The sequence below is a fragment of the Bradyrhizobium sp. i1.15.2 genome (assembly GCF_040548425.1).
Lineage (GTDB): Bacteria > Pseudomonadota > Alphaproteobacteria > Rhizobiales > Xanthobacteraceae > Bradyrhizobium > Bradyrhizobium canariense.
The window spans coordinates 112529-125048 of sequence record NZ_JBEPRQ010000007.1 but is presented as its reverse complement, the minus strand read 5'-3'; the positions used below and the strand labels follow the sequence as shown (position 1 = coordinate 125048).

The window sequence follows — 12520 nt, the reverse complement described above, 5'->3', positions numbered from 1 at the left end:
CTGGATTACCGTGCCGAGACCAAGTTGATATTGCTCGATTTCGGCAAGTCTTCCTTGAGGGTGGCCAAGACGATCGCCGTCGCGGCGAGATCAAGCACCTGAAGCGATCGGTCTTCATCAAGAGCGCCGAGCTGCGGTCGCGGTATGAAAAAGTCTTCACCGTTGAAATTGACTTGTACGGCCGCGACCGGTGGTCCGGGGTTGCCGCGCCTGACGACAAACAAGTTCACCAGATGATGGTGTCCGTCCGGGCCTCCGAGAAGGACCTTCGGCTCATAACCTTGTGCCGAGTAGTTCTGCGCAGCGATGAGTTCGCCCAAGAAATATAGAATGCCTTCTGCCGACCGCATGTAGGTGGATTTGAATTCATAACCCAACAGTCGGTATGTTCTCAGCAAAATCTGAAACTGGTTCATCGAGCAGAATTCACGTGCCGAGTTGACAAATTCGTAGCGTCCCTTCGAGAGGCGGGGCGGCGGACAATTGAATTCGGAATGGTCCTGTAGATATTCATCTTCCGCAATTTGACGGCATATTTCCATGGTGCGCGGATCGGACTCGCGGCATTTGAGGTCCTTCATGCTGCGAGCCTTGGTATATTCTGCAGGTGTCAATTCAACCCGCTGAAAAAGGATGCGCTGAACGACTTCTTCGGGCCACTTCTCTGAATTGAAGTAATCAACGATCTTGCGGCTCAATGGCTGATGCATCGTGCTCGCAAACTGCACATGGTTCAGATTGTTCATCTGGAACGACGTGAACCCTCCTCCATAGGACACGGTAGGATTCAAAGAGTAGCCTGTGAGGGCACTCGGGCTTAAATTGAAAGTACCGTTGGTGCTGCCTGAGAACACCGGACTGGCGGAGACATCGCCGAGCCCCACGAACGACATAGGCGCGCGCTGGCTCGCACGAACGGCATTCAACAGGATTTGCCTATTGTTGGAGTCCCAGATGGCCGCGTCGTAAGCATCGGCCTTGTTCACGAGCTCGGCTCGGGTACAAGCCCCACACAACACGGACAAGAAAACGGATGACAGCACAAATGCACACTTAAACAAAGCAGCCCCCAAACCCCCGACGTTAAATTCATCCCACGATTGAAAGCTCGTACTGTTTCACCTCGGCCAGGCGCCGTCTAGCCTAGGTTGAGCTTTTTCAACGATCCGGTGGGGGCCATGAGACGGTAATTCGGTATTGACCTCGGAGCACGCAAGCTCCTTTGCACAAACTTCTCCTTCGTTGGACGGGGGTTTGCGTATGCGCAAACAGCGGCGCATGACCCCTGGGCTTCGCCGAGACAGCAGTGCGGTCGAGCTTGCCGCGAACACGAAGGTTTATGATCCGTGCTTGTGTTCCAGTGGCAAGAAATTCAAGAAGTTGCTGCGAACGATTGATCGACCTGACGGCTACGCGTCCAGCGCGTCACTTATCTAAGCCCGATGGCCACGATGCAATTTGCCGCTGTTTTGCCGACGAGGCAAATGACCGGAGCCTGTGACGTCACGCGCGTTCGGCCTCCATCGCGCTTCATTTCGCGCCCGCACGCGCGCTGCTTCGGGTCATTGCGCCGGCGCGTCGATTAAGCCAAGCCGCACTACGGCTTGGGCACTGCCAGCGGCGCGCCAGTCGCGATTCTACTGTGATGGGGTTGTTTTGCAGAAAATGACTTGCCGGGTTAATCCCAGCACGACCGCGGCGTCTCACCTTCCCGTCTTCACCCTGGTCCAGAGCCGATTGATAACCCGCTGGGTCGCCGGATCACGCGCCGTGATCACGAACAGCTTTGCGAGCGTCGCCTCGTCCGGATAGATGTTCCTGTCGTTCAGGATCTTCGGGTCGACCAGCTTCTGGCTGGCGAGGTTGCCGTTGGCGTAGGACAGGAAGTCCGTATTCTTGGCGGCCACGTCCGGACGGTAGAGATAGTTGATCAGCTCGTAGGCCTCCCTAACGTTCCTGGCGTCCGCGGGGATCGCGAGATTGTCGAAGAACATCTGCGCGCCCTCCTTCGGGATGGCGTAGCCGATCTCGATGCCGCTTTTGGCTTCGGCAGCGCGGGCGCGGGCCTGCATGATGTCGCCGGACCAGCCGACCACGAAGCAGATCTCGCCGGTGGCGAGCGCGCTTAAATATTCGGACGAATGAAACTTGCGCACGGAGGGCCGCACCTTGGCGACGACATCGGCGGCCTTTTCGAGGTCGGCCTGCTTGGTCGAGTTCGGATCGAGCCCGAGATAGTTCAACGCCGCTGGAAAGATGTCGTCGGCGGAGTCTAACATGTGCACGCCGCAATCCTTGAACTTGGCAAGGTTCTCCGGCTTGAACACGATGTCCCAGCTGTCGATCTTCGCATCCGCTCCGAGAATCTGCTTCAGTTTTGCGACGTTGTAGCCGATGCCCGTCGTGCCCCACATGTAATTGGCAGCGTAGACATTGCCGGGATCGTAGATCGCGAGACGTTCGGTCACCACCGGCCAGGCATTGGCCAGGTTCGGGAGCTCCGACTTGTCGAGCTTCTGGAAGATGTTGGCCTTGATCTGGCGCTGGAGGAAATAGGCGGTGGGCACCACGACGTCATAGCCGGATTTGCCGGCCATCAGGCGCGTCTCCAGGGTCTCGTTGGCATCAAAAGTGTCGTAGACCACCTTGATGCCGGTCTCCTTGGTGAAGGCATCGAGGACGTCGGGCGCCACGTAGTTCGACCAGTTGTAGAAGTTGACGACCCGCTCCTCGGCCCCGGCGGGGGCGGAGAGCAACGTCAGCGCGGCGGCGATCGCGAGGCCAAAACCGAAGCGGCTGACGTTCGTCATCTCCCCTACCTCTTGCGCCCGCGCACCGCGTCCGACAGCCGCTCCAGTGCGGTGTCGAGCGTCTCGTCCTTCTTGGCAAAGCAGAAGCGCACCACCGAGGTCACAGGGTCCTGCTCGTAGAAGGCCGACACCGGAATTGCCGCGACCTTGTAGTCCTTCACGATCCGCCAGCAGAACTCGGTGTCGCTCTCGTTCAGCCCGAGCGGGGACAGGTCGACGGTGAGGAAGTAGGTGCCCTGCGACTTCAGCACCGGGAAGCCGAGGCTCTCCAGTCCCTTGGCGAGGCGGTCCCTGCTCCGCGCCAGGTCCTTGCGCATCGACAGGAAATACTCGTCCGGCTTGCCGAGCCCGTAAGCGACGGCGGCCTGGAGGTTCGGCGCGGTGGTGAAGGTCAGGAACTGGTGCACCTTGGCGGCAACGCGCAGCAGCGGCGGCGCGGCGCAGACGAAGCCGATCTTCCAGCCCGTCAGCGAGAAGATCTTGCCGGCAGAGCCGACCTTGATGGTGCGGTCGCGCATGCCGGGGATGGTGATCAGCGGGATGTGCTTGTGCTCGTCGAAAGTGACGTGCTCCCAGACCTCGTCGCAGATCGCGATGACGTCGAACTCCTGGCAGTAGCGCGCCAGCAGCTCGGGGTCCTCGCGCGGAAACACCACTGCGGACGGATTCAGGGGGTTGTTGAAGAGCACCGCCTTGGTCTTTGAATTGAAGACGCTTTTCAGCATGTCCTCATTCAGCCGCCAATGCGGCGGCTCGAGCCTGACCAGGCGCGGAATGCCGCCGGCCTGGCGGATGATCGGCAGGTAGGAATCGTACACCGGCTGGAAGCACACCACCTCGTCACCGGGCTGGACGACGGCGAGGATGGCCGAAGTCAGGGCCTCGGTGCCGCCGGAGGTCACCATCACCTCGCTCATCGGATCGAGCTCGAGGCCGTGCCAGTGGCCGTAATGGGTCGCGATCGCCTGGCGCAGCTCCGGCAGGCCCATCATCGACGGGTACTGGTTGTAGCCGTTCAGCGAAGCCTCGGCCGCGGCGCGGCGGATGTCCTCGGGGCCGGGATCATCAGGGAAGCCCTGGCCGAGATTGATCGCGGCGTTGTCGCGCGCGGCCTGCGACATCGCCTCGAAGATGGTGACCGGAAGGTCCGCGAAGACCTTGTTGAGGGACGAGCTCTTGGACATCGGCGGGGTCAGCCGCCGACCTTGCTGGGAAGACCCGCCGCCTTCCAGCCGAGCATGCCGCCGGCCAGATGCTTGTCGTACGGCAGCCCTGCCGCCTGCGCCGCCAGCGAGGCCGTCACCGAACGCTTGCCCGAACGGCAGGCGAACACGACCTCCTTACCCTCGGGATCGGGGATCGCCTTGGGATCGAAGGTCGAGAGCGGCACGACCACGCCGAAAGGATAGGCTTCGGCCTCGACCTCGTTCGGCTCGCGCACGTCGACGAGGAGATAGCGGCCCTCCGCGACACCCTTGGAGACCTCGTCCGGGGTCAGATCCTGTACTTGATTTGCCACATCATCCTCCAACGTCGCGGGCCGCTGCCGGGGCGATCCCGGCGGCCGGCAACCTCGCCTCTCGGCCGGTGAAAATCAAGCGCTACAAAGGCTTGAGCTGCCTTGCGCAAGTTAAAGCTAAATCGCAGCGACTTGAAGCGCGACCTTCAAATGGAGGATCAGATCGTCGCTTCAGATGGTGACCTGGGTGCCGACCTCGACAACGCGGCCGGAGGGGATCTGGAAATAGTCGGTGGCGTCGTTGGCGGAACGGCTGAGCGAGATGAACAGCCGGTCCTGCCAGCGCGGCATGCCGGAATGGGCGGCCGGCTTGAGCGCCCGCCGCGACAGGAAGAAAGAGGTCGACATGATGTCGAACTGCCAGCCGAGCTTGCGGGCGATCGCCAGCGCCTTCGGCACATTGGGCGATTCCATGAAGCCGAACTTCAGCGTCACCTTGGAGAAGGTCGGCGAGATCTGCTCCAGCTTCACCCGCTCGGCCGGATCGATGCGCGGGGTCTGCGCGGTCTCGATGGTGAGAATGACGTTCTTCTCGTGCAGCACCTTGTAGTGCTTCAGACTGTGCATCAGCGCCGTGGGCGCGCTGAGGGGATCGCTGGTCAGGAACACGGCGGTGCCGGGCACGCGCTGCGGCGGCCGCTTCTCCAGCATCGCCACGAGGTCGGCGAGCGGGAATTCGAGCTTGCGCGACTTCTCGAACAGCAGCCGGCTGCCGCGCCGCCACGTGTACATCAGGATGATCATGAGCGCGCCGAGCGCCAGCGGCACCCAGCCGCCCTCGAACACCTTGAGCAGATTGGCGGCCAGGAAGGTGAGGTCGAGAAACAGGAACGGCGCGATCAGGGCGGCAGCCGTGAACGGCGACCACCGCCATACCTTCCAGATCACCACGAAGCCCATCATCGCCGTGACGACCATGGTCCCGGTGACGGAGATGCCGTAGGCCGAGGCCAGCGCGCTGGAGGAGCGGAACAAGAGCACCAGCAGGACCACCGCGACCAGCAGGAGCTGGTTGATGCGCGGGATGAAGATCTGGCCGGAATGGGCTTCAGACGTATGGCGAATTTCAAAGCGCGGCAACAGACCGAGCTGGATCGCCTGACGCGTCAGCGAATAGGCACCGGTGATGACCGCCTGGCTCGCGATGACAGTTGCGGCGGTCGCCAGCACGACCATGCAGCCGCGGAAAAAACCTTGCGGAAAGAGCTGGAAGAACGGGCTGACGATCGCCCCGGGATCGCCGAGCACGAGCGCACCCTGCCCCAGATAGTTCAGCGCCAGCGACGGCAGCACGATGAACAGCCAGGCGGTCTGGATCGGCCGCTTGCCGAAATGGCCGAGGTCGGCATAGAGCGCCTCCGCGCCCGTGACTGCCAGGAACACCGCTCCCAGCGTCACGAATCCGATGATGCCGTGGTGGAGCATGAACGACACCGCGTAGAGCGGGTTCAGCGCCAACAGCACCTGCGGCTGCTGGATGATCGGGTGGATCGCCGCGATCGCGATCACAGCGAACCAGACGCACATGATGGGGCCGAAGAAGGCGGCGACGCGAGCGGTGCCGCGGGATTGCACGGCAAACAGACCGACCAGGATGATCACGGTCAGCGGTACGATGTAGGGCTCGAAGTGCAGGGTGATGTCCTTCATGCCTTCGATCGCCGACAGCACCGAGAGCGCCGGCGTGATCACGGCGTCGCCATAGAACAGGGCGCCGGAAATGATGCCGAGCAGGACGATGGTTGTTCCGCGGGTGCCGACTGCGCGCTGGGCCAGCGCCATCAGGGCCAACGTGCCGCCCTCGCCGTTGTTGTCGGCACGGAGCAGGATCACGACGTATTTGAGCGTCACCACGATGATGAGCGCCCACAGGATCAGGGAGAGCACGCCGAGCACGGCCGCCGGCGTCGGCACCCCCTCCGCGCCGGACGCCGCCATCACCGCCTCGCGGAACGCGTAGAGCGGGCTGGTGCCGATATCGCCATAGACGACGCCGATGCTGCCGAGTGTCAGCGCACCGAAACCGGCGGTGGTGTGGGCGTCGCCATGCCCATTGGCCGCCGCCGTTTCCGGGGCGGAAATCGCTACATCACTTGTCATGGGAGAGCCTGATGGCCTCTAAAAATGCTTCACTGCACAACGGCGGGGAGCGCGGGGCTTATAGGCCTGCGCTACCGGCATAGCCTAGCCCGTTTTTGGGGCTTAGGTATGCAATTTGGCATGTCTCTGCCAGTCGCCGCTTAGATGGTGACCTGGGTTCCGACTTCAACCACCCGGCCCGTGGGAATCTGGAAATAGTCGGTGGCGTCGTTGGCGGACCGGCTCAGCGCGATGAACAAATGGTCCTGCCAAAGCGGCATGCCGGATTGCGCCGACGCCTTCAGCGAGCGCCGCGACACGAAGAACGAGGTCGACATGATGTCGAACTGCCAGCCCTGCTTGCGCGCGATCGCGAGCGCCTTGGGCACGTTCGGCTGCTCCATGTAGCCGAAGCGCAGGCGGACCTTGAAGAACTTGTCGCTGATCTTCTCCATCCGGAAACGCTCCGACAGATCGACCCGCGGCGTATGCGCGGTCTCGATGGTCAGGACCACGTTATGCTCGTGCAGCACCTTGTTGTGCTTGAGATTGTGCAGCAGCGCGGTCGGCACGAAGGAGGGATCGCTCGTCAGGAACACCGCGGTGCCCTTGACGATGTGCGGCGGCCGCTTCTCCAGGCTCCGGATCAAATCGTCCAGCGGCACCTCGATGCGGCGCGTTTTCTGGATCAGGATCGCGGACCCTCGCCGCCAGGTCCAGATTGTCCCGGCCATGATCGCGCCGAACAGCAGCGGCACCCAGGCGCCTTCAAGCAGCTTCAGAAGATTCGCGCTGAAGAAACTTATGTCGACCACGACGAAGGGCAGGATCACCGCTGCGGCCGTCGCGGCGCGCCAGTTCCACAATTTCCAGATCACGATGAAGCCCATGATGCCGTCGGCAACCATGGTGGTGGAGACCGCAATACCGTAGGCCGAAGCCAGATTGCTGGGGGTGTGGAACAACAGCACCAGCAGCATCACACCGATCAGGAGCAGCCGATTGACACGCGGCAGATAGATCTGGCCGGCGTGGGTTTCCGAGGTGAAGCGCACCTCGAAGCGCGGCAGGAGGCCGAGCTGCACCGCCTGATAGACCAGCGAATAGGCCCCTGTGATCACCGCTTGGCTCGCGATCACCGTCGCCGCGGTCGCAAGCCCGACCAGCGGCAGCACGAAGTGCTCGGGGACCATGCGATAGAAAGAGTGCTCGATCGCGCTGGGATCGGACAGCACCAGCGCGCCCTGCCCGAAATAGTTGATCAGGAGCGAGGGCAGCACGAAGAACATCCAGGCTGACTGGATCGGCTTGCGGCCGAAATGGCCCAGATCTGCGTAGAGCGCCTCACCGCCGGTCACCGCGAGGAACACCGCGCCCAATGTCACCAGGCCGATCGTGCCGTGCGACAGCAGGAATTGCAGCGCGTAATAGGGATTGATCGCTGCCAGCACCGACGGATCGTCGGCGATGTGAACGACGCCCAACACGGCAAGAACGGTGAACCAGACGACCATCACCGGCCCGAAGGCCGAGGCCACCAGCGCCGTCCCCTTGCTTTGGACCGCGAACAGCAGCGCCAGGATGAGCACGGTCAGGGGAACCACATAGTGCTCGAAGGCGGGCGTGGCGAGCTTCAGACCCTCGACCGCCGACAACACCGAGATCGCCGGCGTGATCATGGAATCGCCGATGAACATGGAGGCGCCGACCACGCCGAGCGCCATCAGGAACCAGCTCCGCCGCCCGAGCGCGCGCTGGCCGAGCGCCATGAGGGAAAGCGTGCCGCCCTCCCCGTTGTTGTCGGCGCGCAGCAGCAGCAGAACGTATTTGGCGGTGACGACGATCAGCAGCGCCCAGAGGATCAGCGAGAGCACCCCGAGCACCATGACCCGCGAGACCGGCTGGCCATGGGCGGCACCCCTGACGGCCTCGTGGAATGCATAGAGCGGCGACGTGCCGATGTCGCCGAAGACAACGCCGATACTCCCGAGCGTCAGGCCCCAGAAACCAGAGGTGACCGGCCCGTCCGGAGCTTCGGTCGATGTGATGCTCGCCGTCATATGAAACTGGAACGCTTCTGCCCGAGAATTGATCCGGCGCCTTTTGACGGTTCCGGCGCCCCTGTCAATCAGCACGTCACCATAGCAGGCGCCGGGACGGATGCTGTGACGGCGCAGCAACGGTCGTCGCCCACGCGACGACATGCCTCAGGTAAGATGGTGGCGCAAGAGCCCAGAGCCTTCCCGTTCCCGATTGAACGGGAATTGGCTCTACATCCTTGTTTTGTCGCGCTTTCTTCGCGCGAAACAGGGCCCGCTTCGCTCGAATGCGCCCTACGGCTTCAGATTCGGCGGCAGCGGCGGATCTTCGCGCATCAGGGTGATGGTCACCCGCCGGTTGGCCGCGAGCGAGGGATCGTCCGGAAACAGCGGCTGGGTGTCCGCCTTGCCGGCGACGGCGAAGACATGGGCGGCCGGCAAGCCCTCGCGTTCGAGAATCTGACGCACGGCATTGGCGCGATCGGCCGACAGGTCGAAGGCGCCGTAGTCGCTGCGGGTCGGCACGAATCCAGCCGCGGTATGGCCGGCGATGGAGACGCGCAGCGGCGTCGCCTTGAGCGGAACAGCAAGCTTCTCGATCAGGCGACGGGTGCGGTCATAGGGCACCTTGGAGCCGTCGGCGAACATCGAGCGGCCGTCCTGGTCCACGATCTCGAGGTTGAGGCCCTGCTTGGTCTCCTCGAACATGATGTGCTTGGACATCTCGGTCAGTTCCGGCATGTCCTGCAACGCCTGGCGCAGCGAGGCCGCCGCCAGTGCAAAATTCCGGTCGACCTTGATCTTCGCGCCCGAGGTGCGGTCACGATCCTCCTGGTCCGGCGTCGGCGTGTTGGAGGAGTCCTCGGGCTGAATGTGATCGACGTTCTTCAGCCGAGGGCGGGTCGGCAGCCCGTCGGACTCGACGATGCCGGAATAGCGCGCTTCGGTCTGGACACCGAAGGCGTCGCGCATGGAGCCTGCGACGACCTTCAGCTTGTTGGCATCCTGGGTCGAGAACGCGACGAGCATCACGAAGAAGCTCATCATCAGGCCCATCAGATCGGCGAAGGTCACGAACCAGCCGTGACCGCCTCCGTGTGAATCGCCGCGCTTCTTCTTGGCCATGTCTCAAATCCCGACGCGCGGCCTCAGGCCGGCACCGGCTCGCCTTCGGCGTGGCGGTGCTTCTCGGGCAGATAGGCCAGCAGCATTTCGCGGACCAGCGTCGGGCTCTTGGAGTCGCGGATCATCAGGATGCCGTCGATGATCAGCGTGCGGTTGGTCTCTTCGTCCAGGAGCTTGCCATGCAGCTTGTCCGCGATCGGGATACAGAACAGGTTGGCGACCAGCGCGCCGTAGAGAGTCGCGAGCAGCGCGGTCGCCATGAACGGCCCGAGCTTTGACGGGTCGGTCATGTTGGCGAACATCTGCACCATGCCGATCAGCGTGCCGACCATGCCGAAGGCCGGGGCGCAGTCGCCGATAGCGCGGTAGATCTTGCTGCCTTCGTCCAGATGCATCAGGAAATTGTCGCGGTCGCGCTCGAGATTGTCGCGAATGAAATCGAGGTCGTAGCCGTCGGCGACGTAGCGGATGCCCTTGGCGAGGAACGGCTCGTCGGTCTCGACCTTTTCCAAACCCACCGGCCCCTGCTTGCGGGCGATCTCGGCGATGCGGGCGAGTTCGTCGACCAGATCATGCGCTGACAGACGGCTCATCGTGAAGGCAAACTTGGCGCCGAGCGGCAGGCCGTGGATCAGCGTCGAGAGCGGAAAGCGGATCATGGTCGCAGCCGTCGAGCCGCCGAAGATGATGATCATCGCATGCTCGGAAATGAACATGTGGAGATCGCCGCCCAGCAGCATCATCGTCGCGATGACGACAATGCCCGCCACGAGCCCGATGCTCGTCATGATATCCATGGGAGACTCCAACGCGAACGCAACAACGGCCGTCCTGGCCGATGGCGCGGCCCAACCCCGAACCGCATCGGAAACCCTAGTGAGCCGCGATTAAAGACGCGTAAAGGTTAAGTTGAGCCGGCGCGCCTGGCGGCCGCAGCGCGCTGAAAGGCGCCGGCTTTTGCCGACTGCCGACACGGATTTCAACATTTTGCTAACCATACGGCGGCCCCGCACCGTCACCCAAGGCGGGACGCGCGAAGTCCTCGGCTGCGCTGCCGCGATGCTCGGCGAGCCGGATCGGGCCGCCTTGTTCCTGACGGAACAGGGCAGCCTGCGAGCGGCGTCGCAACCGTAGATCGTTCCGGTCCCGCCGTTAGTGAATCTCCGCCGAACGCTTCAGCGCAGCTTTCAACTTCTCCAACGAGAAGTCGGGGCTGCGGGCGATCTCGAGGATCGGCGTCTCGCGGCGGCCGCAGAGCTCGGCTGCCTCGGGCAACTTTGCTGCGATGTCGTGCGGGATCACGATGGCGCCGTGCAGATCGGCGTGGATCAGATCGTCCGACTTCACGGTCATGCCGGCAACGCGCACCTCGCCGCCAAAGCTCTCGGCATGCACCCATGCATGCGACGGGCCGATCGAGCCGGCCAGTGCCTGGAAGCCCGGCGCCCATTGCGGGATGTCGCGGATCGAACCGTCGGTGATGACGCCGAGGCAGCCGAGCGCCTTGTGCACGTTGCTCTGCACCTCGCCCCAGAACGCGCCGTAGCCGACGTCGGGACCGTCGATATCCTGGATCACCGAGATGCGCGGACCGTGGCCGGTACCGACATATTCGTAATAGTCGATGCGGCGCTTGGACTGCTCTTCCGCCGGTAGCGAGTTTTTCAGCACCGAGCGGATCGCGACCGTGCGGGCATAGCCGACGATCGGCGGCAGATCGGGAAATGGGCAGACCAGCGGCTTGGTGGTGTAGCCGATCAGCCGGCGCTCGGGCGCCACGATCTCCATGGCATTGCAGATCGTCGGCGTGTCATAGCGGCCCAGCGCTTCGAGGACGGAAGCGGGCAGCGGCCCGGTCGCGATATTCGTCACGGCGTTCTCTCCCAGATTGGCGGCCGCTGTTGGCGCGGTGCCGCCGTCACCAGGCGATATAGCCGAGATCGGGCCTCAACCCAACTCAGGGCACCTCATGGCAGATATCCAAGTCTTGCTGCTTAAGTGGCTCAGTGCAGCCGGTCAGGCCGGTCGTCGTCGCGCGGCGGCTCCGACAGGTTTGCCAGCGTCGGTGCCGACGGCGGCGACGAGACCTCGCCTCCCGCCGGCGCCGTGGCTTCCATCGCGCGTGCCTGGTCGCGATAGGATTTGTAGCCGAGCGGCAAAGCGAGCAGATACAGCACGGTGCCGATCGACAACACGTGCCAGGGATAGGCGATCAGGATCGCGATGAAGACGATCACCGCGACGAACGCAGGCAGCACCAGTTCGGGCGGCACGCGCATGCGCTTGGTCTTGCCGGAGAACACCGGCAGGCGCGACACCATCAGGAAGGCGATCAGCAGCGTATAGGCAGCCGTCACCGCCGCAGGCAGCCGGCCGAGATCGAGGAACGCGACATAGATCGGCAGCAGCACCGTGATCGCGCCCGCCGGCGCCGGCACGCCGGTGAAGAAATTGGCGGCAAAGGCCGGCTTGTTGGGATCGTCCATGGTGGCATTGAAGCGCGCCAGGCGGAGGCCACCGGAGATCGCGAACACCATGGCGGCGATCCAGCCGGCATTGCCGAGTTCGTGCAGCTGCCAGAAATACAGCATCAGGCCGGGCGCCACGCCGAAATTGACGAAGTCGGCGAGGCTGTCGAGCTCGGCGCCGAACTTGGACTGCCCCTTGATCATGCGCGCGATGCGGCCGTCGATGCCGTCGAGCGCCGCCGCGAACACGATGGCGTAGACCGCGAGCGACATCCGCCCCTCGATCGAGAGCCGGATCGAGGTCAGGCCGGCGCAGATCGCCAGCAGCGTGATGACGTTGGGCACCAGCATGCGCACCGGGATCGGGCGGAACCGCCGGCGGCGCACATCAGGATCTTTGAAGTCGTAGGGCGTCATGGCTCGTCCTCACCTTGGGGCGAGATATAGCAAGCCGCGTTCCCCTCCGCCATTGCGGCGGAA

General features: G+C 63.3%; 10 protein-coding genes. All 10 read right to left on the bottom strand.

Annotation, left to right across the window (positions count from 1 at the left end; all coding sequences use genetic code 11):
• Positions 1–5 precede the first annotated feature (5 nt).
• The 10 genes from ABIB80_RS15400 to ABIB80_RS15355 all read right to left on the bottom strand — a co-directional run bounded on the left by ABIB80_RS15400 (position 6) and on the right by ABIB80_RS15355 (position 12457).
• Positions 6–986 carry a hypothetical protein gene (locus tag ABIB80_RS15400; RefSeq protein WP_219682560.1) on the bottom strand — a complete coding sequence of 327 codons (981 nt, stop codon included), beginning with the start codon at positions 984–986 and terminating at the stop codon, positions 6–8.
• Positions 987–1703: 717 nt separating this feature from the next.
• Entirely contained in the window at positions 1704–2810 is a 1107-nt protein-coding gene (locus tag ABIB80_RS15395; protein WP_354127857.1) for a polyamine ABC transporter substrate-binding protein, read from the bottom strand.
• A 5-nt stretch (positions 2811–2815) separates the two neighbouring features.
• The gene (locus ABIB80_RS15390) at positions 2816–3994 is read right to left on the bottom strand and encodes an aminotransferase (RefSeq protein WP_354127856.1); all 1179 of its coding nucleotides are present in this window, start codon (positions 3992–3994) and stop codon (positions 2816–2818) included.
• Positions 3995–4002: 8 nt separating this feature from the next.
• The gene (locus tag ABIB80_RS15385) at positions 4003–4329 is read right to left on the bottom strand and encodes a rhodanese-like domain-containing protein (protein ID WP_007592491.1); all 327 of its coding nucleotides are present in this window, start codon (positions 4327–4329) and stop codon (positions 4003–4005) included.
• A gap of 171 nt (positions 4330–4500) precedes the next feature.
• Positions 4501–6429, bottom strand: a complete 1929-nt coding sequence (locus ABIB80_RS15380; protein WP_007592493.1) for a potassium transporter Kup — start codon at positions 6427–6429, stop codon at positions 4501–4503.
• 140 nt (positions 6430–6569) lie between these two features.
• Positions 6570–8468 (bottom strand): potassium transporter Kup, encoded by a 1899-nt coding sequence (locus tag ABIB80_RS15375; protein ID WP_007592495.1) that lies wholly within the window; start codon positions 8466–8468, stop codon positions 6570–6572.
• Between the two features lie 273 nt (positions 8469–8741).
• Positions 8742–9572 carry an OmpA/MotB family protein gene (locus ABIB80_RS15370; protein WP_007592497.1) on the bottom strand — a complete coding sequence of 277 codons (831 nt, stop codon included), beginning with the start codon at positions 9570–9572 and terminating at the stop codon, positions 8742–8744.
• Between the two features lie 23 nt (positions 9573–9595).
• The gene (locus ABIB80_RS15365; protein WP_007592499.1) at positions 9596–10369 is read right to left on the bottom strand and encodes a motility protein A; all 774 of its coding nucleotides are present in this window, start codon (positions 10367–10369) and stop codon (positions 9596–9598) included.
• Positions 10370–10724: 355 nt separating this feature from the next.
• Positions 10725–11444 carry an RraA family protein gene (locus tag ABIB80_RS15360; protein ID WP_007592501.1) on the bottom strand — a complete coding sequence of 240 codons (720 nt, stop codon included), beginning with the start codon at positions 11442–11444 and terminating at the stop codon, positions 10725–10727.
• A 131-nt stretch (positions 11445–11575) separates the two neighbouring features.
• Complete coding sequence (locus ABIB80_RS15355) at positions 11576–12457, bottom strand: CDP-alcohol phosphatidyltransferase family protein (protein ID WP_007592503.1); 882 nt, start codon at positions 12455–12457, stop codon at positions 11576–11578.
• Between the last annotated feature and the right edge of the window lie 63 nt (positions 12458–12520).

Bases quoted from the DNA above. Each gene is read 5' to 3' on its own strand.
- ABIB80_RS15395 (WP_354127857.1), bottom strand. From the start codon at position 2,810: ATGACGAACGTCAGCCGCTTCGGTTTTGGCCTCGCGATCGCCGCCGCG.
- ABIB80_RS15390 (WP_354127856.1), bottom strand. From the start codon at position 3,994: ATGTCCAAGAGCTCGTCCCTCAACAAGGTCTTCGCGGACCTTCCGGTC.
- ABIB80_RS15380 (WP_007592493.1), bottom strand. From the start codon at position 6,429: ATGACAAGTGATGTAGCGATTTCCGCCCCGGAAACGGCGGCGGCCAAT.
- ABIB80_RS15375 (WP_007592495.1), bottom strand. From the start codon at position 8,468: ATGACGGCGAGCATCACATCGACCGAAGCTCCGGACGGGCCGGTCACC.
- ABIB80_RS15370 (WP_007592497.1), bottom strand. From the start codon at position 9,572: ATGGCCAAGAAGAAGCGCGGCGATTCACACGGAGGCGGTCACGGCTGG.
- ABIB80_RS15365 (WP_007592499.1), bottom strand. From the start codon at position 10,369: ATGGATATCATGACGAGCATCGGGCTCGTGGCGGGCATTGTCGTCATC.
- ABIB80_RS15355 (WP_007592503.1), bottom strand. From the start codon at position 12,457: ATGACGCCCTACGACTTCAAAGATCCTGATGTGCGCCGCCGGCGGTTC.